The organism is Duganella sp. GW821-FHT07G03 (assembly GCF_059418605.1).
In genome coordinates this window covers 36,344-62,585 of sequence record NZ_JBWKQE010000005.1, presented here as the reverse complement: position 1 = coordinate 62,585, position 26,242 = coordinate 36,344, and the positions used below count along the sequence as shown (strand labels likewise).

Here is a 26,242-nt window from a genome sequence, read left to right as displayed (position 1 = left end):
TTTAGCGCAGTTGCCGGAAATTAGGGTATAGTTTACGGCGCTCATTGTATCCTGCTCACCGCGTGTCCGCCCGCCGGCCCCACCGCACTCCTCCAAGTCGTACCTCCGCCGGGCCGGCAGCACAGATATGCCGTTAATTGAAGAAAGCTTGGCTGTCCGCCGCAGGGCCGCCGCACACATTATGTCCGAAACCGAGATCATCACCCCGACCGTTATTGAGTCCGCCGCCCAGCAGGCGATCGCCGCCGAAGCCGTGGCCGCGCCTGCCGTCGTCGCAGCCGCCGAGCCCGCCGAAGTCCGTTTTGCCGACTTCGGCCTGTCGCCGGCCATCCTGCGCGCGCTGACCGACCAGGGCTATGTGCACCCGACGCCGATCCAGGCCCAGGCCATCCCCGTGCTGTTGCAGGGACGCGACGTCATGGGCGCGGCCCAGACCGGCACCGGCAAGACCGCCGGCTTCGCGCTGCCCATCATCCAGATGCTGCTGGCCCACGCCAGCGCCAGCACCTCGCCGGCGCGCCACCCGGTGCGCGCGCTGATCCTGACCCCGACCCGCGAACTGGCGGTGCAGGTGGCCGAGAACGTCAAGGCCTACGCCCAGCACACGCCGCTGCGCTCGACCGTGGTGTTCGGCGGCATGGACATGAAGGGCCAGACCATCATCCTCAAGGCCGGCGTCGAGATCGTCATCGCCACGCCGGGCCGCCTGCTGGACCACGTCGAACAGAAGAACATCAGCCTCGGCCAGGTGCAGATGCTGGTCATGGACGAAGCCGACCGCATGCTCGACATGGGCTTCCTGCCCGACCTGCAGCGCATCATCAACCTGCTGCCGGCCAAGCGCCAGAACCTGATGTTCTCGGCCACCTTCTCGCCGGAGATCAAGAAGCTGGCCAACACCTTCCTGAACAACCCGGTGACGATCGAAGTGGCGCGCAGCAACCAGACCGCCGACAAGGTCAGCCAGGTGGTCTACAAGGTGCCGGAAAACCAGAAGCACGCGCTGACCGCGCACCTGTTGCGCCAGCGCGAGCTGAAGCAGGTGATCATCTTCTCCAACACCAAGATCGGCGCCTCGCGCCTGGCCAAGGGCCTGGAGCAGGAGGGCATGAAGGCGGTCGCCATCCACGGCGACAAGACCCAGCAGGAGCGCATGGCGGCGCTGGAATCGTTCAAGAAGGGCGAGATCGACATCCTGGTCGCCACCGACGTCGCCGCGCGCGGCCTCGACATCACCGACCTCCCGTGCGTGATCAACTACGACCTGCCGTACAACGCCGAAGACTATGTGCACCGCATCGGCCGCACCGGCCGCGCCGGCGCCTCGGGCGACGCGCTGTCGATCTATTCGGACAAGGATGAACGCCTGCTGGCCGACATCGAAAAACTGATCAAGCAGACCATCCGCCGCGGCGAGCTGGACGGCTTCAACCCGGCGCCTAGCTATGGCGGCGACGAGCGCGGCGAACGCCGTCCGCGGCGCGACGAGGGCGGCCGCGGCGCGCCGTCGTCGTCCGCGCCGGCCGGCCGTGGCGAGCGCAGCGACCGTGGCGAACGCAGCGAGCGTCCGCCGCGCGCCGCCGGTGCGCCGTCCTACGGCAGCCGCCGCGAGAAGGTCGACCCGTGGTTCCTCAAGCCGTACGAACCGGCCAAGGCGCCGGCCCCGGCGCCGGCCGCCACGCTGAGCAGCGCGGCAGCGGCCAAGCCCAAGCAGAAGATCGCCTTCCTGCTGGGCGGCGCGCCCAAGCAGTAGGCGGCAATAAGCCCGCCCCCGGCGCTCAGGTCTTGCGGTAGACGCAGACCACGATGTCGCTGGGGAAGGCGCGCAGCACCGGGATCGTCAGCATGACGGCCGCGTACTGCGCGTAGATGCTGAGCCAGGAACCCTGGCCGGCGCAGCGCAGCCGCTCCAGCATGCTCTTGGCGCGCACCGCCGGCAGTTCGGCTTTGAGCTGCAGCGTCATCCCCTGTTCCCCCACCAGCTTGCTCAAATTGCCGGCCTCGAAGTAGTGCACATGGGGCGACGGCAAGCCTTTCTGCCACAGGCGCTCGAACGGCGCGCGCCAGCCGGCCCGCGCGAACAGTTTGGACAGGCGGTAGAAGAAGCCACGGCTGTTGGGCAGGTTGAGGATCAGGATGCCGCCCGGCGACAGCCGTTCGCGGCAGGCGGCCAGCGCCGCCCGGATGTCCGGAATGTGTTCGATCACGTCGTTGAAGACGATCACGTCGAAGCGTTCGTCCGCCTCCAGCGCGTCGGGGAAGTAGCCGTTGCGCACCGGCAGGCCGCGGGCGGCGGTCTTGTCCGCCACCGCCTGGTCCGGCTCCATGCCCAGCACCTCGAACTGGCCGCGCGCGACCTCCAGGAACCAGCCGTGCGCCGCGCCCACGTCCAGCAGCCGGCGCGCGCCGGGCGGCGCCAGTTCGGCCGCGTAGCCGATGATGGTCTTGAAATTCTCCTGCCGTATCGCCTTCAGGCCGGCTTCGCGCTGCGCCTCGTCCACGTGGCCATGGACCTCGGCGTCGTTGATGGTGGGCAGCAGCGCCGCGCTCTCATAGCGGCAGTTGGGACAGACGCGGTGCCAGGCCGACAGGCCCGGCGCGGTTTGATGCTTACAGATGATGCAATTCATTGTATCCCCAGGTCAGGCGTGCGAACGAAGGGTTAAATGTATAACAATATTGGCCGCAGGGCCAGCGTTTCAGGCCCGGCGCGCGACTTGCGCGGCCGGCGCCGGCTGGCGCGCGGCCCGCTCGGGCAGCAGCCCGAGCAAGCCGTCGCGCACCCGGTTCGACAGTCCCTGCTCCAGGTAGCGGTGCGACAGCGCCGCCACCGCCACCGAGCACACGGTCGTCAACAGGATGGACGACCAGGTATGCCACAAGGGCTCCAGGCCGGCCGCCATCAGGCGGTGCTGCAGCATATTGGCGGTGATCAGATGGGTCAGGTACAGCGAGTAAGAGATCGCGCCCAGCCACATGCACAGCGCCGGCACGCGGATCCGCACCGTCTTGCTGGCCACCGCCATGGACAGCACCATCAGCGCCAGCGGCCAGCCATAGTGACTGGGGCCGTGGGTGTCGACGGCGCGGCTGTAGATGGCCCACAGCGCGAACGTCACGCCCAGCGCCAGCACATGCCAGGCCAGCTGGCGGTTGGGCAGGCGCAGCCACGGCTGGCGGTACAGCCAGCCGATCAGCACGCCGCCCAGGAACTCCAGCACGAAGGGGTTGGTGACGATGCCCAGGTAGCCGACCGAGTACACCGGGCCGCCCTCGACGCCGAGGTTGAAGCCGCGCTCGGCGTACGGCAGCACCAGCACCGTCAGCGCCACCCAGGCCACCAGCGCCAGCCAGCGCAGGCGCTTGAACAGCATGCTGGCGGCAAAGATCAGGTAGAAATACATCTCGAATTCCAGCGTCCAGCCGACCACCAGCGACAGCCCGAAATACGGCGCCTGGCGCGGATCGGCCGGCAGCATGCCCAGCGTGTGCCAGAAGGCCAGGCGGTTGGCGGCCACGTGGAAGTAGTCGAGGCCGTAGGCCACGTAGACCGAGGCCAGCGTGGCGATCGCGTAGGCCGGCCACACGCGCGAGAAACGCTTGATCAGGAAGCGCGCCGCCTCGGCCGGACCGCCCACGGAATCGGCGGTCGAGTAGTACATGATGAAGCCGCTGATCAGGAAGAACAGGTCCACGCCCAGCGCGCCGGGCATCAGCAGCTGCTCGACCAGCGGCCAGGAAGGGGTGTCGAGCAGCAGATAGCGGGCGTGGGTCAGCACCACCAGCACGGCGGCCACGCCGCGCAGCAGCTGTATCCAGTCCAGGTTTTTTTCTTGGTTCATCGTCGGGTCTGGTGGTCGTTGTCGTGGGGGCGCGCCAGCCAAGCCGCCATGTCCTGCTGCATCGCCTCCCAGGTGTAGAAGCGGCGCTGCTCGTAGTACAGCGGCCCGGCGTGCGGCCGCTGCGCCAGGCGCGCCAGCGCGACCGGCTGCAGCTGCTGGCAGCCGTGGCGCAGGTAGTGCCACAGCACGAAGGGGAACAGGCCGATCCAGGTCTTCCACTGGCTCGGGTAGCGCAGCAGCCGGGCCAGGTGGCGCATGCGCGCGCCCCAGCCGATCGCCGCCCGTTCCACCGCGCCGTTGTCCGCCAGCGGCGCCAGCACGTTGAACCACGGCGCGCGGCGCCGCCAGGCGTTGTACAGCGAATACTGGCGCAGGCGCGCGGCCAGGCCCAGCCGCTCGGCCGCGTGGGCGGCCAGGAAGTGCAGGGCGTCGTGGTCGTGGTGGCCGCCCTCCCAGGCGGTGACGCAAATCAGTTCGACCTCGTCGAAGGACGCCAGCCAGGCCTGCAGCCAGTCGCCGGCCGCCGCCATGTGGCGCGGCAGGGCGCCGTCGACGATGGCCAGGCGGTCGCCGGCGAAGGCCACCTCGCGCGGGTCCACGCCCATGCCGGCCAGCACCGCCAGCGATTCGGCGTTGCGGCGCGGGCCGGAGCCGGCCGCGCCCTCGGTCAGGTAGGCGCAGGCCACCCGGCGCCCGCGCCGCAGGCTGTCCTCGATGACCTGAAACACGCCGTACTCGTCGTCCTGGTGGGCGAACAGGAACAGCGCCGCGCCGGCGGCGGACTTAGTAGGCATCGAAGTCCAGGAAGCTGAAGCGGATGGCGGCCGCGTCGAGCTGCGGCACGCGGCCCGACAGCGAGCGGTAGATCAGGTTCAGCGGCGACGGCCGCAGCCGCTGCGGGATGGCGGGATAGCCGGTGAAGCGGCGCTCGGCGTCCGGCACCAGGCCCAGGTAGAGGCGCGCCGGGGCCCAGCCGCCGCCGGCGTCGGTGGCCTGCCACGGCTCGCCGGCCGGCAGCGCCAGCTCGGCGTAGGCGCGCGCCAGGCCCAGCGCGGCGGCGTCGGCCTGCCACAGCGCGCCGTGGCGGCGCAGGCGCACCGGATTGTCGGGATTGGCGCAGCGCCAGGCCAGCGCGGCGGGGCTGCGGCGGCGTTCGAAGCTGGGCGCGGCGCCCTGGCCGGGCGGCGGCGTGCCGACCCCGCCCCAGCCGAAGCGCGCCTCCAGCGGCCGCACCAGCTGGAAGCCCAGCTTGCGCAGGAAGCCGGGCGTGCTGTTGGCGTTGGCCACGCCGTACACCGAGTCGTAGCCCTGCTCGCGGGCGCTGTCGTAGGTCAGCGCGGCCAGCTTGGTGAACAGGCCCTTGCCCTGGTAGTCGGGATGGGTGGCGGTGTTGAGCGACAGCAGCACCCGCACGTCCTGGCCGCCGATGCGGGCCACGCCGGGCACGCACACGTAGTGCGCGGCCAGCCGCTCGCCGTCCCAGGCGTCGAAGCCGGCGGCCACGCCGTCGGGGTTGTCGGCGTACAGCCAGCGCAGATAGTCGGGCGTGAACTTGCTCGCGTCCGGGAAACAGGCGGCGAACAGCGCGCCGTATTGCGTCAGGGCGGCGGCGTCGTAGCGCACCGGCGCGAAGGTCAGCGCGGCGGCGGGGGCGGAGGTGTCAGCAGTCATTTGAATACCCAGAATTTACTCAACAGGAAACCGTTGGCGGCCACCACCGGCAGCGAAATCAGCTTGCCCGCCAGCGGACTGCCCAGCAGCGCCTGCGCCAGCGCCACCAGCAGCAGCGTCAGGCCGTAGTTGACGGCCACCACCACCAGGTAGCGCAGCATGCTGTGGCGCTGGCTCAGGCGGGCGAAGGTGACGCGGGCGTGGAAGACGTAGTTGACCGCCAGCCCGGCCGCGAAGCCGAGGCTGGCGGCCGTCAGCGACGGCAGGCCGGCGCGCAGCGCCAGCTGCATCAGGCCGATGTCGATCAGCGCGGTCAGCACGCCGCCGGCCACGAAGACCAGGAACTGGCGCTGCAGGAACATCTGTTTCACCATGGGGAGCCTACTGCCGGCGCGGCGCGGCCGCGTCGATCACTTCGATGCTGTACAGGGCGATGCCGAGCTTGCGCTGGTCGGCGCTCAGGCCCTGCTCGTGCGGCGAGGTCGGCTGCGGCACCGCGATGGTGAGGCTGCGCGCCTGGCCGTCGGTCTCCAGGCGCAGCTCGCGCACGGCGTGGCTGCCCTGCGCGCGCAGCGCCACCGGCTGGCCGCCGGCGGCGACCAGGAAGGCCTGGCTGGCGTTCGGGCCGTAGGCCGCCACGTCCAGGCGCAGCAGCAGCTTGCGGGGCAGCGGCTGGGCGAAGGTCAGCGTCACCAGGGCGCTGTCGGACCAGCGGCCCCAGTCCTCGTAGCCGGACAGGCCGGTGCTGCGCATGCTGTAGTCCTCGGTCTCGGCGAAGCGGTACAGCCGGCCGTCGGCGCCCGGATTGAGGCGCGCCAGCGTGTAGTCGCGCAAGCCGCTGTGGCGCACCGCGCCCTCGGGCAGCGGATAGTCGCCCACCACCAGCAGCCAGCCGTTCGGATGGGCCAGCTGCGCCAGCGGTATCGGTTGGCCCGGCGCCACCTGCAGCAGCGCGACGTTGGTGTTGTCGACGAAGAAGCGGCTCTTGAGCAGGTTGGCGAAGTCGCCGCCGACGATGGTGAGCTGGTCGGCGTCGCCGCGCGACAGGTACTGGTGGGCGTACTGGCCGGCCTTGACGTAGGCGTCCGGCTGGTAGGCGCCGCGCGTGTACAGGTTGAGTCGGTGGGTCGAGACGAGCAGCGCCAGCGGCAGGAACAGGTAGACGAACAGCCGCGTCCCGTTGCGCGCGTGGGCCACCCACAGCAGCAGCGCCGCCAGCGCGACGCCGGTCAGCACATGCAGGCTGAGCGCTTTCTGCGTCATGCCGAACAGGGTCGGGCTGTCGATGTAGTTCGGGGTGAAGGCCGGCATCAGGCAGGCGCCGGCGGCGCCGATGACCAGCAGCAGCGGCAGCGCGGCCGCCAGCCGGTGGCGCCAGCTCAGCGTGTCGCGCTGCGTCGTCAGCTGGGCGCCGGCCAGGATCAGCAGCAGCGGCAGCGCGAAGTCGTAGTAGCGCATGTGCAGCCGCGCGCCGCTCTCGCTGCCGCTGCCGGCCACCATGGCGGTGAACAGCGCGGTCACCGCCACCAGCGACGGGATCATCAGCGCGGCGTAGGCCAGCAGCGTGTTGCTGCCGCGCGCGGCGCCGTGGCGCTGGCGGCTGCTGCAGCATTGCAGCGCGGCGGCCGCCAGCGGCACGCCGAACATCAGCGCCAGCGCCATCAGGTGGCCCTGCAGGCTGACCAGCGCCAGCCGGACCAGCACGTCGAGGCCGGGACGGGTTTGCGCCTGGTTGGCGTACAGCGTGCCCAGCAAATACAAGCCGTTGCGGCCGGCGTACAGATAGCCGACCGCCAGCCGCACCGCGGCGGCCGTCAGCAGCGCCACCGTCACCAGCAGCACGGCCTGGCGCAGCCAGCGGCCGCCAGGCTGGCGCTGGGCGAAGGCGAGGTAGACCAGGTAGACCAGGTAGCCCGGCACCAGGAACAGGGCGTGCACCTTGACCATGGCCAGCAGGCCCAGCAAGGCCGAGCTCAGCATGACGGCGCGCACGTCGCTGCGGCCCTGCGCGCGCAGCACGGTCCAGCTGAACAGCCAGAAGCCGCAGAAGTACATCGCCTCCGGCATGAAGTAGGTGGTGTAGCTGTTGCTCGGCATCAGGATGGCCAGCACCGCCACCAGCGCCGCCATCCGGGCCGGCATGTACTGGCGCGCCACCAGGTAGATCAAGGGCGCGGCGCCGACGTAGAACGCGGCGTTGATCAGGCGCGCGCACTGCAGGAAGCCGTCGCCGCAGAAGTTGGTCAGCCGGTACACCGTGTAGTACAGGTAGGACGGCACCTGGGTGTCGCGGAACGGCATCAGGCGCGTGAAGCTGCTATACGACCATTCGTCGCTGAACACCGTGGGGTAGAGGCCGGCGCTGCGCAGCACCAGGTAGAGGTAGGTCGCCAGCAGCGCGAGCAGGAATAGCGCCGGGGTGGACAGGCGGGGGGCGTAGCGGTGTGGAAGGCGCATTGAGTCGGTGGTCTGGTTGGATGTGGCGGACGCGGCGGCGGGGCGCCGCCGTCAGGTGCGCGCGGCGGCGCGCGCCAGCCGGCCGCGGTGTTGCAGCGGACGGCGCGGCACCGAGGCGATGTCGTAGGCCAGGAAGGCCAGCAGCAGCTGGGTGCCCATCAGGATGGGCATGGCCGACAGCATGACCGTGCCGGCCGCCGTCGGCAGGCCGGCGTGGGCCGACTCCATCCAGCGCACGCCGCCGTAGACGCTGCCCAGCGTCACCATCAGCAGGCCCAGCGGCAGCTCGATCGAGGCCAGCGACATATTGCGCAGGTAGTAGTTGTAGAACACCCGCTTGCAGAAGTTGCGCACGTGCTTGGCCATGAACTCGGTGACGATCTTGGAGATCTTCAGGTTGCTGACCTCGTCGCCGTAGACCGCGTCCATCGGCACGTCGTACACCACGGCGCCGAGCGTGTTGAGGCGGAACAGGATGTCGGTCTCGAAGAAGTAGCGCTTGCTGATCTTGGTGAACGGCAGATGGCGCGCGGCGTCGCGGTGGATCGCGGTGTAGCCGTTGGTGGGGTCGAACAAGTCCCAGTAGCCCGACGACAGCTTGGTCAGCAGCGACAGCATGGCGTTGCCGAACAGGCGCATCGGCGGCATGCTGCCGATCTGCTCCAGGTTGAAGAAGCGGTTGCCCTTGGTGTAGTCGGCCTCGCCGGCCAGGATGGGGGCGATGAAGTCGCCGATCAGCGCCGGGTCCATCTGGCCGTCGCCGTCGACCTTGACCATGATGTCGGCGCCGTCGGCGATCGCGGCCTGGTAGCCAGTCATGACGGCGCCGCCCACGCCCTGGTTTTCCGCGTGCTCGAGCACCACCACGCGCGGGTCGGCGTTGTTGGCGCGCACAAAGGCGCCGGACTGGTCCGGGCAGCGGTCGTCGATCACGTAAATGCGGTGGACCTCGGGGCCGATCGCGGCCAGCACGCCGAGGATGTGGCGCGTCACCTTGTAACAAGGAATGACGACGGCGACGGAAGGGGCTTTGATTTGCTGCATAGAGTCCGATAGGTTTGTTGCGCAAGAACGGGGCGTAAACGGTAAGGGGCGCACCCGGTACCGGCAAGCGCCGTTACAGCCAGTTACATATAAGGCAAGTATGCCGGACGTGATTATACGGCAGCGCCGGCGTGAATATTCACTAAAGCAATTTTTTATCCGGCCGCCGGCCTGCGGCCGGCGTCACAGCTGGTCGCGCTCCCCGCGCAGCACCGCCAGCAGTTCGGCCGCGTTGTCGGCCCAGGTCTGCCACGGCATGCCGGCCGGGGACGGCGCCTGGCCCTGGGCGTCGAGCGCCAGCCAGGCGCGCACGGCCGCGGCCAGCGCGGCGCCGTCGGCGCCGTCGAAATACTGCGCGTGCGCGCCCGCCACCTCGCGGAACACCGGCAGCGCGCGCGCCAGCAGCGGCAGGCCGTGGCTGGCCGCCTCGATCAGCGGCAGGCCGAAGCCCTCGCCCTCGCTGGGCACCAGCAGGCAGGCGCAGTCGCGGTACAGCTGGCGCAGCGCGTGGTCGTCCAGGCCCTGCAGCCAGAACAGGCGCCGCTCGCGCTGCGGGTGCTGCTGCAGGCGCTGCACGATGCGCGGGATGGTGCGCCGCTCGTGCGCCGGCAGCGGCTTCCAGCCCTCGGCGCCGACGATCACCAGGTTGGCGTCGACGCCCTCGGCCCATAGTTGCTCGAAGGCGTCGAGCGCCTGCAGGTGGCCCTTGCGCGGCTCGATGGTGCCCACCATCAGGAAGCTCGGCAGCTCGGCGTAGCGCGACGGCGCGCCATCGCTACCACCGCCGCCATCGCCATTATCGCCGCCGATGTCGGCGCCGTGGTGCAGCACCGCCATCGGCGGCGCCGCGCCGTCCTGCTGCGCCAGCCACTGGCGCAATTCCGCGCGCACCGCGGCCGAGATGCAGATCAGGCGGTCGGACTGGGCGGCGATGCATAGCAGCCAGTCGCCGTGGGTGCGCTCGGCGCCGGACGGGAAGAACTCCGGCCGCAACACCGGCAGCAGGTCGTGCACCAGGAAATTGACCGCGACCCCGCGCGCGCGCCAGTGCGCGTACAGGCCGGCGCGGGCGGCGGCCATCACCGCGCCGGGCGTGTAGTCGGCGCTGTAGAACACGTCGCCGGCGCCGGCGTCGGCCACCGCGTCCTGCAGCTCGGCGGCTATGCCCAGCAGCTGAGCGGTGTAGCGGCGCGCGTAGCGGTAGTGCCAGCGTCCGCCCTCGTCGCTCAGGTACACCGGCTCCACCCGCCAGCCCGGCAGCGGCGCGCGCAGCAGCTCGGCCGCCTGGGTGCGCACCACCCGCTCGATGCCGGTCTTGAGGTCGTGGCGGGCGATGGAGGTCACGTCCACCAGCAACTGGCGCGGCTGCGCCGGCGCCGGCAGGCGGGCGATGGCGGCGGCCAGCTGCTGCAGCGCGGCGTCGTCGGCCGGCAGGTCGTCGCGCGCGGCCAGCGCCCGCAGCAGGGCGGGGCGGTCGTGGCGCGCGTCGTCGGCGGCCTCGGCCAGCGCGGCCGCGTACAGCGCGGCGCAGTGTTCGGGGCTGTGCGCGGTGTGCAGCAGGTGGGCGGCGGCGCGGCCCAGCGCCAGGCGGCGGCCGGCGTCGTCGCGCAGGCCGTCCAGCGCGGCGGTCAGCGCCGGCAACTCGAAATGGTCGTCCAGCCGCCAGACCGTGTCGGCCGGCAGCGCGGCCATCGAGCCGTTGGCGTTGACGATGGTGGCCAGGCCGTAGTTCATGCAGTCGAGCACGGCGGCCGAGGTCTCGCCGCGCGACACGCTGCGCAGCTGCACGCCGACGTCGGCGGCCTGCAGGTACTGGTGGTAGACCTCGTCGTCGGTCCAGCCGGCGATGCGGATGCGCGGATGGCCGGCCAGCGCGGCGGTCACGTCGGCGCCGTAGTCGCCGCCGTGGTTCTCGCCCACCAGCACCAGCACGCAGCGCGGATCGGCGTGCAGGCGCGAGGCCAGCCAGGCCTGGATCAATTCCAGCGTCAGCTTGGTCGGGGCGATGAAGCCGAAGCTGCACACCAGCAGCGCGTCGTCGGCGACGCCCAGCGCGCGGCGCGCGGCGGCGCGGTCCTGGCGCGCCGGCAGCGCGCGCGGCAGCGGCACCACGTTCCAGTTGGCCGCCGCCTGCGCGCCGTACCACTGGCGCGCCAGGCTGCGCGCGTGCTCGGAGTGGACGATGACGCGGGTGGCGTCCTGCAGCACCGCCAAGTTGCACGGATAGTCGCGGATCGCCGCGGCGCCGTCGGCCTGCTGGCCGGCCAGCAGCGCCGGATAGCCGTGGCTGTCGAACAGCGCCTGCCACCACGCGCCCGGCAGGTTGCCGGTGCGCTGCTCGTAGGCCAGCACGCCGCTCAGGAAGAAGTCGTGCAGCACCACCACGCCCGGATGGCGGCGCAGCAGGCCGAACATGTGGCTGTGGAAGGGGCTGTTGCCGAACTGGTAGAGGATCTGGTCGTACTCGCCGGCGTGCTGGTCGAACCAGTCCACGCTGCGTTGCGGCAGCGCGGCCAACGCCGGCGCCACGCTCAGCTGGTCCTGTTGCAGCACCAGCTCGATGTCGAAGTGTTCCAGCAGCGCCGGCAGCAGCTGCGCGGCGTAGTCGGCGATGCCGGTGCGCTCGGGCGGCAGCGGCGTGACGAAGGCCAGCCGCGGCTTGCGGGCGGCCGGGGCCGGGGCGGCGGCGCCGCGCCACGCCTCCAGCGCGCGCACGGTGCGCTGCGCGGTCGTGTCCCACGAGAAGCGCGCCGCCTGCCGGCGGCCGTGCTCGCGCAGGCGCTGCTGCAGCGCCGGGTCGCCCAGCACCTCGGCGATCTTGGCCGCGATGGCGGCCGGGTCGTCGGCGTTGAACAGCGCCTCGTCGCAGCCGATCACTTCCGGGATGCTGGTGTTGTCGGCGCCGATCACCAGCGCGCCGCAGGCCATCGCCTCCAGCGCCGGCAGGCCGAAGCCCTCGTGGCGCGAAGGGAAGATGAACAGCGCGGTGTTGCGGTACAGCTCGATCAAATCGGCGTCGCTGACGTAGCCGGTGAAGATCAGCTCGTCGTCGGTCAGGCCGGCGCGCGCCGCGTGCGCCAGCAGCGTGTCGCGGTCGTGCTGGCCCACCTTGCTCGCCACCAGCAGCTGGTGGCCGGCCCGCAGCGGCGCCGGCAGCAGGCTGTAGGCGGTGATCAGGCCGTCGATGTTCTTGCGCGCGTCGAAGCCGCCGGGCGCGTACATCAGCATGGCGCGCGTCAGGCCGTAGCGGCTGCGCAGCTCGGACCACAGGCGCAGGTCCGGCGCGGCCGGCCGGAAGCTGCCGTCGACCGCGGTGGAGATGGCCACCACCCGCTCCGGCGCCAGCTGCAGCGCGTCGATCGCCTCCTGGCGCGAGTAGTCGGAGATCGACAGCAGCAGGCCGGCCCGGCGCAGCGAGGCGATCTTGCGATCGTAGTAGTGGCGCTGGGCCGGCGTGCCGAGGTAGGCGTCGGGGTTGAGGAAGGGGATCAGGTCGTACAGCACCACGGCGGTGCGCTCGGCGCCGGCGAAGCTGCCGACCGAGACCACGGCGTCGTCGACGTAGCCTTCGAACAGGCTGGTGACCAGCACCGCGTCCGGGCGCAGCTGGGCGATCGCGTGCTCACGCAGCAGCTCGGCGGCGCGGCTGCGCGCGCTGTTGCCGGTGTCGAGCTCGGCGAGCGGCGTGGGCGCGTCGAACACGCAGATGCGCTCGGGCGGCACCAGGCCGGCGAAGGCGGCGCGCAGGTCGGCGATGGCGTCGGCCAGCGCGCCGTTGAGCAGCAGCCAGACCTCGTGCGGGCCGGCGTTGCGCGCCACGCCCAGCGCCAGCGCCAGCGAATAACGGCCGATGCCGCGGAAGCGGCTTTCGGATTGGGCTCCCTGCAAATCGATGACGATACGCATCAATGTTTCCTATTCTTGAGCGCGGTTTGGAGATCGCGGTAGATGCGCAGCGTGCGCGGCGACATGTCGCCCAGCGGCGCCTGCGGTTCCGGCGGCATGGCCTGGCTGGCGGCGATGGTGGTCTGGTACAGCCCGATCACGCCGGGGATGCGCAGCAGCGGACGCAGCAGGCGTAGCAGGCGCGGCCGGCGCAGCACGGCGCGGGCCGCGCGCAGCAGGGTGGCCCTGGCGCGCGTGCGCGGGCGCAGCACCACGCGCGCGCGGCGCGCCCAGCCGCCCACCATGCGCCACGGCGCGGTGATGCGCCACGAGCTGCTCTCGAGCAGCGCGATCACTTGCTGCGCGGCCTGGTGGCGCGCCTCTTCGGCCTGGCGGCGCGCGTCCTCGGCTTGCAGGCGCGCCTGCTCGGCCTGGCCGCGTGCCTCTTCGGCCTGGCCGCGTGCCTCTTCGGCCTGGCCGCGCGCCGCCTCGGCCTGATGGCGCGCTTGCTCGGCCAGCCGCAGTCCCTGCTCGACGGCCTGCATGCGGCCGCCCAGCGCCCGCGCCAGTTCCTCGCTGCGCGCGGCGTTCGCCTGGCCCAGCCGGGTCACGCCGTCCAGCGCGGACTCGGCGCCGGCCAGGCGCAGCTTGTTGTCGATGGTGTGCTGCTCGAGCTGCGCCAGCGCGGCGCGCAGGGCGTCGTCGCGCCCCTGCAGGCCTTGTTCGAAACGCTGCGCCAGCTGGCCCAGCGCCAGGCCGTAGCCGGCGTCGAAGGCGGCGTCGAAGCGCGCCAGCACGGCCGCCCCGGCCTGCTTTTGCGCCACCACCGCGTAGTCGGGGCTGACGCCGTCGAGCACGTTGATCAGGCCGACCGGCGCATCGCCGCGCAGCGCCGCCTCTTCCTGCAGGCGCACCACCTGGTGGCGGCCGAAGCCGCCGAACTCGGCGACGAAGGCCAGCAGCTGGGGCGGGATCGGCCGCAGGTGGGTGGGGTCGAGGTAGAAGCTGGAGGCGCCCACCACCAGGTTTTCCGGGTTGGGCGTCTCCATCACCAGCAGGCCGCCCGGCAGCAGCACGCGGTGCGCCTCGGCCACCAGCGCCTGCAGCAGCTCGAACGGGATGTGCTCGACCAGGTGGAAGGCCGACACCAGCGCCAGGCTCTGGTCGGGCAGCGCGCGCAGGCAGGCGATGGCGTCGCCCAGCTCGACGTCCAGGCCGCGCTCGCGGCAGGCCGCCAGCATGCCGTCGTCGAGGTCGACGCCGCGGGCGCGGAAGCCCTGTTCGCCGAGCAGTTCCAGCCATTCGCCGCGGCCGCAGCCGAGGTCGAGCGCGGCGGGCGGCGCCTGCAGCGCGGCCAGCGGCGCGATGAAGGCTTGGTAGGCGCGCAGGCGCTCCTTGATCAGTTCGCGCGAGCCGCGGTAGCGGTCCTCGAAGGCGCGGTAGAAGCCGGCGCTCATCGGGCGATCTCGATCGCCGGTTCCATCCAGCTGCTGCCGACGAATTCTTTGCGGTTCATGTTCATGACGATGAAGAGCAGCGCCAGATCGCGCCACTCGTAGTTGTCGGCCAGGTGGGTCTCGCTGCTGGTGAGCGCGGTGGTCACCGAGTAGCTGCCCGGGCCGAGGTTGAGCGGGAAGCGGAAGCGGTATTCGATCCGCTCGCCGGCGCGCAGCCCGGTCAGCGGCTGCTCCATGTGGTGGGTGTTGGTGCCGTAGATCTGCTGGCCCAGGCGGTCCTTGATCATATAGCCCAGCACCAGGCGCGGCAGGTCTTCGCGCACCCGCACCGTGACGCGCAGCGTGACCGGCGCGCCGACGTTGACCAGCTCCAGCGGGGCGCCGTCGGCGCCCTCCAGGCTGATGGCCTCGACGCTGGCCTTGCCGTTGCCCGAGCTGGTCTGGGTGCGGCCGTCGGCGCCGGTGCTCTGCTCGATGTTGGCGCCGTCGCGTTCGGCGATCAGGGCGTTGTAGTAGTCCATCACCTCCTCCGGCCGGCCCTGGAACGCCAGGCGGCCGCGGTCGAGCAGCAGCGCGCGGTCGCAGATCGACTGGATCGCGGCGCGGTCGTGGCTGACGATCAGCAGCGTGGTGCCGAGCTTGCGGAACTGGCGGATGCGTTCGAAGCTCTTGTGCTGGAACCAGGCGTCGCCCACCGACAGCGCCTCGTCGACGATCAGCACGTCCGGACGGCGCGCCGTGGCCACGCTGAAGGCCAGCCGCATCTGCATGCCGGACGAGTACACCCGCACCGGCTGGTCGATGTACTCGCCGATGTCGGCGAAGGCCTCGATCTCGGGCATCAGCGCGCTGATCTCCTCGACCGCCATGCCCAGCAACTGGCCGGCCATGTAGGCGTTCTGGCGGCCGCTGAACTCGGGATGGAAGCCCATGCCCAGCTCCAGCAGCGCGGCCACGCGGCCGGTGATGTGGACGCTGCCCGTGGTGGGCTGGGCGGTGCCGGTGATCAGCTTGAGCAGCGTGCTCTTGCCGGCGCCGTTGATGCCGATGATGCCGACCGCCTCGCCCGGCGCCAGCTGGAAGCTGACGTCCTCGATCACCCACTTGAGGCGGTGGCGCGGGCCCAGCGAGGGCAGCACCCATTCCACGAGGCGGCCCCAGCGGTTGCCGTATTGTTTGTAGGCCTTGCCCAGTTGTTTGACGCTTATGCTGCCCATGGTGTGCTTTCGGTGTGGCGCTTACAGTTCATCGACCATCTCGCCGGCGCGCTTGCGGAATAGCTGCAGGCCCAGCGCGCAGCAGGCCAGGCCGGCGACGGCCACCGGCAGCAGGCTGCCCCATTGCGGCGCCTGGCCGCTGACCAGGATCTGCTGGTAGGCGCCGATCACGGCCGCCATCGGATTCCACACCAGCAGCGCGCGCACCGGCGCCGGCAGCGTGCTGGCCGGGTAGACGATGGGCGTGAACCAGAACCAGAACTGCAGCACGATGGCGAAGAACTGGCCGACGTCGCGGAAGAAGACGTTGAGCACGCCGAGCACCATGCCCAGGCCGATGGCGAACACGATCTGCAGCAGCAGCACCGGGAACACCGCGAAGTAGACCCAGCCGGGGAAGGTGCCCGACACCAGCAGAAAGGCGGTGAACAGGCCGAAGATGATGGCGAAGTTGACCAGCGCGTTGCACACCACGATGATGGGCAGGCAGATGCGCGGGAATTGGAGTTTTTTTATCAGGTTGGCGTGGTCGATGAACACCGACTGGCTGCGCGCGGTGATCTCGGCGAACAGGCCCCAGGTCAGGGCGCCGGCGCACAGGTAGATGCTGTAGGCGAAGGTGGCGTTGCTGCCCTGCAGGCGGCTGCCCATCACCTGCGAGAAGATCACGGTGTAGACCACGATCATGGCCAGCGGGTTGAGCACGGTCCAGGCCGCGCCCAGCAGGGAGTTGCGGTAGCGCGACTGGAACTCGCGCTGCACGCTGCCCAGCACGAAGCCGCGGTAGCGCCACACGCCGCTGAACATGGCGCGCGAAATCATCGTGCCACTCCGGTCTGGCTGACGGGCCGGCGCGCGGCGCGGCGGTGGAGCGGGCAGGTGGTTTTCGTCATGGGGCGGTGGCGCTCGGGCCGGGTGGCAAAGCGGCGGATTATAGCATGGCGCCCCGCGCGGACGAAGGCGTCCAACCGGGCGGCGCACCGGCCGCGTCAGCTCTGGGCCAGTTTCTGCAAGCCTGCCGGATCGACGATGATGAGCCGGTGCGTGCCCTTCTTGATGATGCCCTGCTGGACCAGCGCCAGCAGCGTGCGGGTGACGGTCTCGCGGCTGGTGTTGATCATGTTGGCGATGTCCTGGTGGGTCGGCAGGTTCTCCACCACCTCGACGTCGCCGTCCTGTTTTTCCTTGACCAGTTCCAGGAAGCTGTAGATGCGCTTGGCCGTGTTGTGGATGCTGAGCAGGGCGCGGAATTCCGAATCGCGCTGCACCTTGGCGGCCAAAAAGCGCAGCATCTGGTTGGCCACCGACGGCGAGTGCGAGAACAGGTGCAGCGCCGTGTTGCGCGGCAGCAGCGCCACCAGCACCGCGCTGGTCGCCACCACCGAGGCCGAGCGCATGGTGCCGTTGATCACGGCGATCTCGCCGAAGAAGTCGCCCGGCGCCAGCATGCGCAGGCCGATCGCGCGGCCGTCCTCGGTGATGTCGACCACCTGCAGCTGGCCCTGCAGCAGGAACAGCAGGCTGTCGCCGCTGGCGCCCTTCTGCAGCACCACCTCGCGCTTGGCGTACTGGCGGATGCGCAGGTCGGCGCGCACCAGCGCCATTTCCTCCTCGGTCAGGTTGGCCAGCAACGGGATCTTGCGCAGGTGGACCTGCATGCTGTACGGCTGGCCGGACTCCAGCGCCGCCGCGACCGGGTCCAGCGGCGTCTCGGCGGGCGCCGGCGCGTCGGGCGCGGTCATGGCGACGGCGCCGCGATGGCGGTGGGGGCGGGGCGGTGTGGAATCATCGGGTCGGCGGTGACGCTAGGCCATCTAGCGGTTGTTAAAAATTATCCCAGCGCCAGTTGAGCTGGATGGTATGGCTATTATATTGAAACAGCGAGATGTTTTCCTGATTTCTTACCGCGCGCCACTCCAGCTGCAGGCTTTGGTGCGCGCCCAGCGGCATCAGCACGGCCGCGCGCAGCTGGCGCGTGTCCTGGTGGCGCACGATGTCGATGATCTCCGGCGAGTACACGTCGCTGCTTTGCCAGACCTGGCGCGTCCAGCCCAGCTCGCCCTTGAGGTTGTAGGGCAGCGGCTGGGTCAGTTGCAGCGCGCTGTACCAGCCGTGGCGGTCGCCGCCCAGGCGGCCGTTCTGCCCCGTGTCGAGCAGGCCGCTCAGCGAGAACGTCACCTGCTGGGCGCCGCGCCAGTACAGGCTGGTGCCCAGCTCCAGCGTGTTGGAGTCGTACTTGGTGCGGGTCGGATAGCGCACATGGCTCAGGCTGGCCAACAGCGACCATTGCAGGTTCTCCGGCACGGCCAGCGGCGGCGTGGCGCGCAGCTGCACCTGTTCCTGGCGCTGGTACAACTGGTGTTCCAGCTGCAGCACGCTGGCGGCGACGGTGCCGTAGCCGCGCCACGCGCCCCATTGCCACGGCCGTTCGTAGCCCAGCTGCAGCGAGGCCGAGTCCTGCGTGTGCACCTGGTCGTTCTGGCGCACACGCAGCTGGGCGATCAGCAGCGAGCCGGTCTCGTCGAGCTGTTGCAGATAGTCGACCCCGGCCGTCGTCTGACGGTCGGGCTTGGGCATGGAGTCGGGCGGCAGCTCCCATTGCGTCAGCGTGCTGCCGCTGCCGGTGGAAAACTGGCTGCTGCTGGCGCCCTGGTTGATGTTGTTGTCGTAGCCGCGGCCCAGCGACAGCGCCCACAGCGGCCGCCACGACGGCCGCGTGTCGCAGCCGCGCGCGCGGTGCTGGTCGATCAGCTCCTGGATCGCCGGCGGCGGCTTGAAGCGGCGCTCGATCTCCTGGAACAGGCGTTCGGCCTCGGCGCCGTGGCCCAGCGTGCACTGGCTGAACGCCAGGTCCAGCCAGGCGCCCGCATGGCGCGGCTCGCCTTCCAGGAAGCGCAGCAGCAGGGCGTTGGCGCGTTCGGGCTGGTCGGAGGCCAGCGCCCGCATCGCCTCCAGGTACAGCTCCTCCTGCTGCAGCGGCGCGTAGGGCGCGGCCTCGGCGCCGGCGTCGGCCACCGCCACGGTCGTCGCCGCCAGCGATTGCGCCACGGCGGGCGCGCCGGCGCCCAGCAGCAGCGCCAGCAGCAGGGGGGTTACGGCGCGCATGACGCGTCCTCGAGGGTGTACAGATTAATCGGGTGCTCCTTGCCGCGCAATGTGCGCTGGCCTAGTTGGCGGAAACGGTGGCGGCTGGCGCGGCGCACCGTTCCTTCGCCGATGATGATGTCGTAAGGGTAGTCGCGCGCCGCCTGCTCCAGCCTCGAGGCCGTGTTGACGCTGTCGCCCACCGCAGTATAGATGCTGCGCATGGCGGTGCCAAAGTCGCCCGCCATCGCCAGCCCGCTTTCGATGCCGATGCGCACCCGCAGCGGCGCCTGGCCGGCCGCGGCGCGGCGCGCGTTCAGGTGGCGCACCGCCTGCAGCATGGCGCGCGCCGCGTCCAGCGCCAGGTTGGCGTGGTCGGGATTGGGCAGCGGCGCGCCCCAGAACGCCACCATGCCGTCGCCGGTGTATTTGTCGAGGGTGCCGCGCATGGCCAGCACCGGGCGCGTCAGGCAGTCGAGGAACTCGGTGGTCAGGCGCGCCGCCTCCTCCACCGGCAGCGCCTCGACGTGGGTGGTGTAGCCCTCCATGTCGGCGATCAGCGTGGTCACGTCGAGCTGGCGCGGGGCCAGCGGATCCTCCAGGTTGCTGCGCAACAGCTCGTCGACCACGTCGCCCGCCACGTACTGGCGCAGCGTGTCGAGCAGGCGGCGCGAGCGCGTCTGCGCCTGCTGCCAGTGGAACGGCACGGCCACCAGCAGCAGGAACAGGATGGACAGCAGCGGGCCGGACGGGCCGAAGCCGGCGTCGTGCGGGGCGATGACGTAGGCCAGCGGCAGCCACAGCGCCGCGCCGGCGGCCAGCAGCGCGATGTTGACGGCGGCCGTGCGGCGCGGCAGCGTGTAGGTGGCCAGCGCGGTCACGCCCAGGCAGAACAGCAGCGCGAGCAGGCCGCCGGGCCAGGGCGTCGGCGCCAGGCCGGCCTGGCGGTCCAGCAGGCCGGTGAGCAAGGAGGCGTGCACCATCAGCCCGGCGCTGAGCGCGCCCAGCGGCGTGGCCACGCGGTCGCCGATGCTCAGCGCGGACGAGCCGATCAGCACCAGCCGGCCCTGGATGAATTCGGGCGGCACGCGCCGGTCCAGCAGGTCGGCGGCCTTGGCCACCTCGTAGGCGGGCCAGGCGCGGGTGTAGGGAATGCGCACCCAGCCGGTGGCGGTGGCCGGCAGCGGGCGGCCGCCGGCGCAGCAGTCGAACAGCGCGCGCGCCAGCGTCGGATAGCTGCGGCCGTTGAAGTTGGTGTACATCGGCACCCGCCGCAGCACGCCGTCGCTGTCGGGCGCGACGCCGATGTTGCCGAAGTGGGCGGCCGGCGCCAGCCCGGCGTGGTTGGCGATGTAGCCGCGGGCCGGCACGCTGCCGGCCACGGTGCCGGGATCGCCGCCGGACAGCACGCCGCTGTGCAGCGGATCGTCGCGTTCGCTGAAATCGAACAGCTGGGCCATCACCAGCGGCGCGTGCCGGGACAGCATCGCGATGCGGGCGTCGCCGCCGGCGTCGGCCGGTTTTTCCTGCAGGATGTCGAGCGCCACGCCGCGGGCGCCGTCGGCCAGCAGCGCTTCCACCATTTCCGCCATGCGGGTGCGCGGCCATGGCCAGGGATAGCGTTCCAGGCTGGTTTCGTCGATGTCCACCAGCAGCATGCGCTGTTCCGGCTGGGCGCTGGCGCGCATCAGCGTGTAGCGGTCGCGCAGCCAGTTGTCGAGCCGCTGCGAGGCGCCGTCGTGGTCCCACTGGACCCAGGCGGTGATCAGCAGCGCGGCAACGGCGATGCAGTGGCGCGCGACGGCGGCGGCGGAGATGAACGGAATGCGCAAGATGAGCGGTGGTCTGGGTGGGGCGGCCAGCAGCGGGCCGCACGTTACAATAATAGTTGCTGAAGTAAAATAGTCGCCCAGTATAACGGCTTGTACCGGGATGGAATAGTGCAAAATTAATAGTTTTACATCTCTTTCGTCAGCGGGGCCGACGCTGTGGCGGCAGCGCCCGGTCAATTGTATCCAATTGAAAGTATGTGACCAGGATCACATACTTTCAGGGAAAGTAGCGGACAATGTAGGCTGAGGGAGAAACTTATTATGCGCAATCAAATTCACACCATATTTGCAGGGATGTTGCTGGGACTGGGGATGCTGGCATCGGCAGCCCAGGCCGGCGAAGCGGGGAAAGTCGTGTTCGTCACTGGGCAGGTCAGTGTCGCCGCGCGCCCGCTCGCGCTCGACGCCGCCGTGCAGGAGGGGGATGAATTGACCACCGGCGCCGACGGTTATGTGTATGTCAAGACCATCGACCAGGGTTTTCTCGTGCTGCGCCCGAACAGCAAGGCGCGCATCGTGGCCTACCACATCGACGCGCAGAACCCGGCCAACACCCGCGTCAAGCTGGAGTTGTTGCAAGGCGTTGCGCGCAGTATTTCCGGCGTGGGCGTCAAGCAGGCGCGGCAGAACTTCCGCTTCAACACGCCGGTCGCCGCGATCGGCGTGCGCGGCACCGACTTCGTGGTCTACACCGACCAGCAGACCTCGCGCGTGACGGTGATGTCCGGCGGCGTGGTGGTCAGCGGCTTTGCCGGCAATTGCGGTCCGGAAGGCGGCGGCCCCTGCGAGGGCGGCGCCAGCCGCGAACTGTTCGCCGGCCAGGCCGGGCTGATGCTGCAGGTGCAGCGCGGCCAGACCAGCCCGCAGCTGCTGCGCAGCCCGGTGATGTCGCCGGCCGATCAGGGCGCGCCGGCGCGTCCTGACGAACCTGTCGGCAAGGTGGGCGCCAGCAGCCCGGGCGCCGACGTCAACCTCGACGCGCAGAAATCCAACAACGTGCTCAACAACAGCAAGCAGGTTGCCCAGGCCAACACCACGCCGCCGGGCGGCGGCGGTGCGTCGGTGCCGCCGCTGGTGGATCAGAAGCCGGACGTGAGCACGCCGCCGGTGACGCCGGTCGTGCCGCCGGTGACGCCGCCGGTGACGCCGCCGGTGGTGCCGCCGGTGGTGCCGCCGGTGGTGGTGCGCGGCCCGGAAGAGGTGATCTGGGGTCGCTACCAGGCGATCGCTGGCGGCAGCGCGAATGCCGAGATGCAGGCCAAGTTGAAGACCGGCGCTTATGACCTGGAGTTGGTGTTGGGGCCATATAATATTGCCCGCCTGAAATCGACCGCCTACGTGGCGCCGCGCGAAGGGACCGCCTCGTTTGTGTTGACCGGCAGCGATGCGGTGCTTCAGCGTGCTGGTGGCAACTGGGTCCCGGCGACAGTGGAGAATGCGCAACTGGATGTGGATTTCGCCAAGCGCACGTTTAAAACCAGCTTGGACGTGATCGGCGACAATATGCGCGTTCCGTACAGTGTCGCGGGCAATATCGATAGGAGCGGCATGCTGGTCAATCCCAATCAGATCACCGATAACCGTATCAAAGGATATCTGGGCGGCGCCAATGTGGAGGAGGCGGCTTATTTATTCCAATACAAGTCGAACTTCGTCACGGTGAACGGCGCAACCAAGTGGAGCCGTTGAACGGTCTGTTTCGGTAGTCGGATGAAAAAAATGGGTAATGTTGCGCAAGCAGCATTGCCCATTTTGTGTATACCCGCCGCCTGTGATATAAAGGCGCCCGGATGGGGCTGATAGCGCAAAAGTAATGTGATTATTTGTGTACATTTATCGATGTTGCATAAATTATGCGCAAATAATTTACAACAAGTTGCAAAGTCGGAAGAAAAACATTTGTTTTGTGACGCCCGTCACAACAATTGTCCCTTGGTATGGCAATATACTCCCACCTTCTGCAAAAGGGCTCAGTGTTATACGGCGCTGTATGCTCTGAGCCGCAGAATTTCTGGTTTAAACCAAACTTTTTAAGGAACTATCAATCATGGCGGCAACTGACTACACTCAAGTCGTACAGCAACTGTACATTTCCTACTTCGGCCGTCCTGCAGACCCAACTGGTCTGACCAACTTCACGGCCCAAATGCTGGCTGCTGACCCAAATGCCGGCACCGCTGACGCACTGACCACCACCACAGCCCTGAGCGCATACTCCCAGGCTCACCCAACTTCGGCAGTAGGCCTGCTGGTTGGCAGCTTCGCCAACAAGGTCACCCCTCCAGGTAGTGATCACCTGTCGATCCTGAAATTCGTCAACGACGTCTACAACAACATTTTCCACCGTGACGCTGACGCAGGCGGCAACTTCTGGGTCAACGCCATCGAGACCGGTTCCTTGAGCCGTGAAAACGCTGCTCTGGCCATCACCGAAGGTGCTATGACCAACGGCTCGCCACAAGGCCTGATCGATGCGGCGCTGGTTGCCAAGGTCAACGCTGTCGCTACGGACTTCACCGGCTCGCTGGACACCATCGCCAAGGTCGTATCCTTCTCGGGTGACGCTGCTGCCGCTAAGGCCGCCGCTCTGCTGACGCAAGTTACCGCGACCACCGACCTGACCGCGTTCCACACCAATGTGACCGACGCGATCGCCGGTCTGATCGTTCCAGTAACCGTTAGCACCACTCTGTCCACCGGCGTTGATACCCTGGTTGGCACCGCAGCCAACGACGTGTTCAATGCAGTTCCAAGCGCCACCAACACCGCGACCCTGACCGCACTGGACAGCATCGACGGCGGCGCCGGCACCAACACCCTGAACGTTATCGATACCATCGCTGCTGGTACCGCCTTCGTGGTTCCGACCTCGATCACCGTCAAGAACGTTCAGAACATCAACGTCACTTCGGCTAACAACACCGTTACCGTCGATACCTCCGGCTTCACCGGCGCGACCGCACTGAAAGTTGGCTCGGTTGGCGGCGCTACCGCGACCGCAGCTACCACCACCACCGTGTCGGTAACCGACTCGGCACTGGCTGGTAACGCTGTTTCGGTTACCGGCGGTTCCGATGTTACCGTGAACGCACTGGGCGTTGCTGCTTCCGGTAACGTGACCGTGACCGGCGCTGTTGGCAACGTCGTTGTTACCGCCGCTGAAAAAGCAGCTGGTGTCTCGGCTGCTGGCGCCATCACCGTGACCGGCGGCAAGACCGTTAGCGTCACCGAAACCGCGACCGCTTCGACCGCTGCCTCTACCGCTGCAACCTTTACCCAAGGCGCTGTGTCGATCACCGGCGATGCAACCACCACCGCTGTGACCGTGAACCAGACCGCTGCTGCTGCTACTGCTGGCGTCGTTAAGGAAGTGTTTACCGCGACCTTCACGGTCGGTGCCGGTGCTGGCACTGATACCACCACCTTTGATGGTGTGACTTACACCGCATCCGGTGTTCTGAGCGCTACTGCTACCGCAACCGCATTCGTTGCCGCTTACAATGCAGCACCGGCTGCGAACTGGGTTGCTGTTGATAACGGCAATGCTACCGTCACCTTCACTGCCAAGACCGCAGGTATTCGTACTGACATCGTCGCCGGTGGCTTCGTTGAAGGCGGTGCTGGCGTGACCACCACCGTTACCGTTGCTGCTCCAACCACCCAAGGTACGTCGTCGCAAGCAATCGTTGATGGCACTGTTACCATCGCCGACTTGAACGCTGGCAGCACCACCAAGGCCGCGACCATTTCGTCGGTTACCTTGGCTAACTACGGCGCATCGACAATCTCGTCCAGCGCTCTGTCGAAACTGAGCCTGAGCGGCACCGGCGGCACCCTGAGCCTGACCAGCGGCCTGACCACCGAAACCAGCAAAACCCTGGCTCTGACCGTCAACAACCTGACCGGCGCAGCTATTACCGACGCTAGCAATCACTTCACGACCATCAACGTGACGACCGCAGGCAAGGATTCGACGATCGCTAACATCGCTGACACCGCTGCTACTGCCCTGACCGTTGCAGGTTCCAACGCGCTGACCATGACTTCGGTTGCTGGCCTGACGAACCTGAAGACCATCACCGTTTCCGGCGCTGCTGGCCTGACCGCTGACGTTAGCGCTCTGACCGCAATCACCGACGTGAACGCTGCTGCTTCGACCGGCGCGAACACCGTGACCGTGAACGCTACTCAAACCACCTACGAAGGTGGCTCGGGTGTGGACACCGTTGTTGTGTCCGCAGCTGCTACCTCGAAGATCGACGGCGGCGCTGGTTCGGCTGACGTGATCAACCTGGTTGGCGCAGGCGCAACCCTGCTGACCGCATCGACCGGCGCTAAGCTGGTGAACTTCGAAGTGGTGGACGCTACCGGCGGTACCGGTTCGTACGACGTTTCCGTACTGACCGGCATCAAAGCCGTGCAAGTCGGCGCAGACGGTGGTTCGGCTGTAACCTTCTCCAACGCAGCTGCCGGCACTTCGCTGTCGCTGCTGGCTAGCGCTGGCCACCTGGTCACCTTCGGCCTGAAGGCTGACACCGCTACCGACAGCATCCAGCTGAACCTGGGCACCTCGAAAACCACCGGCGTGACCTTCGTCGGCGGCGCGAGCATCGGTGCTATCGAAACCGTCAACATCGCCAGCAATGGCACCGTGACGAGCGGCGTCAGCACCGGCACCAACTCGCTGGCACTGACCGACGCGGCTGTGACCAAACTGGTTGTGACCGGCGCTGAAAGCCTGACCCTGACCGGTCTGACCAGCAACAGCATCACCACCGTTGATGCAACCGGCGTAGCCAAGGGCGCAACCTTCACCCTGACCACCGCTGCTACCGCAACTGCTGGTGCAACCGTCACCGCAGCCAGTGGCAACCTGGTGTTCACCGGCGCCGCTGCTGCTGGCAAGGTTGACACCATCACCGCTGGCAATGGCGACAACACCATCAGCGAAGCTGCTGGTAACAACATCGTTACCCTGGGTAACGGCACCAACGGTGTAACGCTGGCTGGCGCTGGTAACAACACCCTGGTCGTAGGTACCGGTGCTAACACCGTGACCGTTGGTTCGGGCCAGAACGTGGTCACCTTCGGTGCACACGCTACGGGTACCGTGGATTCGCTGACCGTTGGCGTTGCCACCTCGGCTAACACCTACGCATCGGTTACTGGCCTGCAGCACCTGGATACCCTGGTACTGGATTCCACCGGTAACACCGTTGCGTTCAACGGCGGCACCGTGTCGACGGCGAAAATCGCGCTGAACCCGCTGACCGCGCAGTTCGCCGACTACATCGCTCAAGCTAGCTCGGGTAACGGTTCGGCCCACGGCCAGATCAGCTGGTTCCAGTTCGGTGGCAACACCTACGTTGTTGACGACGTTTCGGCTGGCGCTTCGTTCGTTGCCGGCGCCGACAACATCGTTAAACTGGTTGGCCTGGTTGACCTGGCTGCTACCGGTAGCGTTGCTGCAATCGCTGCTCACGGTATCACCCTGTAATAACCGGGACCTGGTCCTAGTTGTCTAAAAAGCCGGGCGCAAGCCCGGCTTTTTTTCATTCCGCGCGGTTGATCCTGCCGTGCTTGGCCGCTACACTGCTTGAGTAACCTGCGGTTTGCGCCATTCGTAGCCAATTCTATTTTTTTGTGCGTATAAACCAAAAAAATGTGATGGGCATCACATTTCTTCCTCGTTTTCGGCGATAATCTCTTCGTCCGCTACTTCGTAGCATTTTTTGTAGAATCCCTCGCTCATT

Annotated in this window: 17 protein-coding genes; 3 read left to right on the top strand and 14 right to left on the bottom strand. The window is 68.4% G+C overall.

Translation table 11 applies throughout. The features are described from left to right. Positions 1–181 precede the first annotated feature (181 nt). Entirely contained in the window at positions 182–1,753 is a 1,572-nt protein-coding gene (locus tag AC07OK_RS08910) for a DEAD/DEAH box helicase (RefSeq protein ID WP_494689974.1), read from the top strand. Positions 1,754–1,778: 25 nt separating this feature from the next. Here the strand turns inward: AC07OK_RS08910 and AC07OK_RS08905 are convergent, their stop codons facing one another. The 14 genes from AC07OK_RS08905 to AC07OK_RS08840 all read right to left on the bottom strand — a co-directional run bounded on the left by AC07OK_RS08905 (position 1,779) and on the right by AC07OK_RS08840 (position 20,489). Beyond that, a complete protein-coding gene (locus tag AC07OK_RS08905; RefSeq protein ID WP_494689973.1) occupies positions 1,779–2,630 on the bottom strand; it encodes a class I SAM-dependent methyltransferase in 852 nt (283 codons plus the stop codon). A 69-nt stretch (positions 2,631–2,699) separates the two neighbouring features. Then, a complete protein-coding gene (locus tag AC07OK_RS08900) occupies positions 2,700–3,842 on the bottom strand; it encodes an acyltransferase family protein (protein ID WP_494689972.1) in 1,143 nt (380 codons plus the stop codon). After that, positions 3,839–4,636, bottom strand: a complete 798-nt coding sequence (locus AC07OK_RS08895) for a PIG-L family deacetylase (protein WP_494689971.1) — start codon at positions 4,634–4,636, stop codon at positions 3,839–3,841. The genes AC07OK_RS08900 and AC07OK_RS08895 overlap by 4 nt, the downstream gene beginning before the upstream one ends. Beyond that, positions 4,626–5,513, bottom strand: coding sequence for a GNAT family N-acetyltransferase (locus tag AC07OK_RS08890; protein WP_494689970.1), 888 nt, complete (start codon positions 5,511–5,513; stop codon positions 4,626–4,628). Before AC07OK_RS08890 ends, AC07OK_RS08895 begins: the two co-directional genes overlap by 11 nt. After that, complete coding sequence (locus tag AC07OK_RS08885; RefSeq protein ID WP_494689969.1) at positions 5,510–5,887, bottom strand: GtrA family protein; 378 nt, start codon at positions 5,885–5,887, stop codon at positions 5,510–5,512. Before AC07OK_RS08885 ends, AC07OK_RS08890 begins: the two co-directional genes overlap by 4 nt. Positions 5,888–5,894: 7 nt before the next feature. Then, positions 5,895–7,970 carry a DUF7024 domain-containing protein gene (locus AC07OK_RS08880; RefSeq protein ID WP_494689968.1) on the bottom strand — a complete coding sequence of 692 codons (2,076 nt, stop codon included), beginning with the start codon at positions 7,968–7,970 and terminating at the stop codon, positions 5,895–5,897. Positions 7,971–8,021: 51 nt separating this feature from the next. Next, on the bottom strand, positions 8,022–9,014 hold the full coding sequence (locus AC07OK_RS08875; RefSeq protein ID WP_494689967.1) for a glycosyltransferase family 2 protein: 993 nt from the start codon (positions 9,012–9,014) through the stop codon (positions 8,022–8,024). A gap of 183 nt (positions 9,015–9,197) precedes the next feature. After that, positions 9,198–12,920 (bottom strand): glycosyltransferase, encoded by a 3,723-nt coding sequence (locus AC07OK_RS08870; protein WP_494689966.1) that lies wholly within the window; start codon positions 12,918–12,920, stop codon positions 9,198–9,200. Then, a complete protein-coding gene (locus AC07OK_RS08865) occupies positions 12,920–14,356 on the bottom strand; it encodes a class I SAM-dependent methyltransferase (protein ID WP_494689965.1) in 1,437 nt (478 codons plus the stop codon). The genes AC07OK_RS08870 and AC07OK_RS08865 overlap by 1 nt, the downstream gene beginning before the upstream one ends. Then, entirely contained in the window at positions 14,353–15,573 is a 1,221-nt protein-coding gene (locus AC07OK_RS08860) for an ABC transporter ATP-binding protein (protein ID WP_494689964.1), read from the bottom strand. The genes AC07OK_RS08865 and AC07OK_RS08860 overlap by 4 nt, the downstream gene beginning before the upstream one ends. Positions 15,574–15,594: 21 nt before the next feature. Beyond that, positions 15,595–16,395, bottom strand: coding sequence for an ABC transporter permease (locus AC07OK_RS08855; RefSeq protein WP_494689963.1), 801 nt, complete (start codon positions 16,393–16,395; stop codon positions 15,595–15,597). 167 nt (positions 16,396–16,562) lie between these two features. After that, positions 16,563–17,315, bottom strand: a complete 753-nt coding sequence (locus AC07OK_RS08850) for a Crp/Fnr family transcriptional regulator (protein ID WP_494689962.1) — start codon at positions 17,313–17,315, stop codon at positions 16,563–16,565. An 82-nt stretch (positions 17,316–17,397) separates the two neighbouring features. Continuing rightward, positions 17,398–18,678: a tetratricopeptide repeat protein gene (locus tag AC07OK_RS08845; RefSeq protein ID WP_494689961.1), complete on the bottom strand. Its 1,281-nt coding sequence runs from the start codon at positions 18,676–18,678 to the stop codon at positions 17,398–17,400. Continuing rightward, a complete protein-coding gene (locus AC07OK_RS08840) occupies positions 18,666–20,489 on the bottom strand; it encodes a CHASE2 domain-containing protein (protein ID WP_494689960.1) in 1,824 nt (607 codons plus the stop codon). Before AC07OK_RS08840 ends, AC07OK_RS08845 begins: the two co-directional genes overlap by 13 nt. Positions 20,490–20,750: 261 nt before the next feature. Here AC07OK_RS08840 and AC07OK_RS08835 point away from each other — a divergent pair, with 261 nt between their 5' ends. Beyond that, positions 20,751–22,178, top strand: coding sequence for a FecR family protein (locus AC07OK_RS08835; RefSeq protein WP_494689959.1), 1,428 nt, complete (start codon positions 20,751–20,753; stop codon positions 22,176–22,178). A gap of 358 nt (positions 22,179–22,536) precedes the next feature. Beyond that, entirely contained in the window at positions 22,537–25,986 is a 3,450-nt protein-coding gene (locus tag AC07OK_RS08830) for a beta strand repeat-containing protein (protein WP_494689958.1), read from the top strand. Positions 25,987–26,242 lie beyond the last annotated feature (256 nt).

What these genes read in the sequence shown, in the direction of transcription:
- AC07OK_RS08905 (WP_494689973.1), bottom strand. Translation starts at nt 2,630, where the DNA reads ATGAATTGCATCATCTGTAAGCATCAAACCGCGCCGGGCCTGTCGGCC.
- AC07OK_RS08860 (WP_494689964.1), bottom strand. Translation starts at nt 15,573, where the DNA reads ATGGGCAGCATAAGCGTCAAACAACTGGGCAAGGCCTACAAACAATAC.
- AC07OK_RS08885 (WP_494689969.1), bottom strand. Translation starts at nt 5,887, where the DNA reads ATGGTGAAACAGATGTTCCTGCAGCGCCAGTTCCTGGTCTTCGTGGCC.
- AC07OK_RS08865 (WP_494689965.1), bottom strand. Translation starts at nt 14,356, where the DNA reads ATGAGCGCCGGCTTCTACCGCGCCTTCGAGGACCGCTACCGCGGCTCG.
- AC07OK_RS08900 (WP_494689972.1), bottom strand. Translation starts at nt 3,842, where the DNA reads ATGAACCAAGAAAAAAACCTGGACTGGATACAGCTGCTGCGCGGCGTG.
- AC07OK_RS08835 (WP_494689959.1), top strand. Translation starts at nt 20,751, where the DNA reads ATGCGCAATCAAATTCACACCATATTTGCAGGGATGTTGCTGGGACTG.
- AC07OK_RS08875 (WP_494689967.1), bottom strand. Translation starts at nt 9,014, where the DNA reads ATGCAGCAAATCAAAGCCCCTTCCGTCGCCGTCGTCATTCCTTGTTAC.
- AC07OK_RS08910 (WP_494689974.1), top strand. Translation starts at nt 182, where the DNA reads ATGTCCGAAACCGAGATCATCACCCCGACCGTTATTGAGTCCGCCGCC.
- AC07OK_RS08830 (WP_494689958.1), top strand. Translation starts at nt 22,537, where the DNA reads ATGGCGGCAACTGACTACACTCAAGTCGTACAGCAACTGTACATTTCC.
- AC07OK_RS08895 (WP_494689971.1), bottom strand. Translation starts at nt 4,636, where the DNA reads ATGCCTACTAAGTCCGCCGCCGGCGCGGCGCTGTTCCTGTTCGCCCAC.
- AC07OK_RS08890 (WP_494689970.1), bottom strand. Translation starts at nt 5,513, where the DNA reads ATGACTGCTGACACCTCCGCCCCCGCCGCCGCGCTGACCTTCGCGCCG.
- AC07OK_RS08855 (WP_494689963.1), bottom strand. Translation starts at nt 16,395, where the DNA reads ATGATTTCGCGCGCCATGTTCAGCGGCGTGTGGCGCTACCGCGGCTTC.
- AC07OK_RS08870 (WP_494689966.1), bottom strand. Translation starts at nt 12,920, where the DNA reads ATGCGTATCGTCATCGATTTGCAGGGAGCCCAATCCGAAAGCCGCTTC.
- AC07OK_RS08845 (WP_494689961.1), bottom strand. Translation starts at nt 18,678, where the DNA reads ATGCGCGCCGTAACCCCCCTGCTGCTGGCGCTGCTGCTGGGCGCCGGC.
- AC07OK_RS08880 (WP_494689968.1), bottom strand. Translation starts at nt 7,970, where the DNA reads ATGCGCCTTCCACACCGCTACGCCCCCCGCCTGTCCACCCCGGCGCTA.
- AC07OK_RS08850 (WP_494689962.1), bottom strand. Translation starts at nt 17,315, where the DNA reads ATGACCGCGCCCGACGCGCCGGCGCCCGCCGAGACGCCGCTGGACCCG.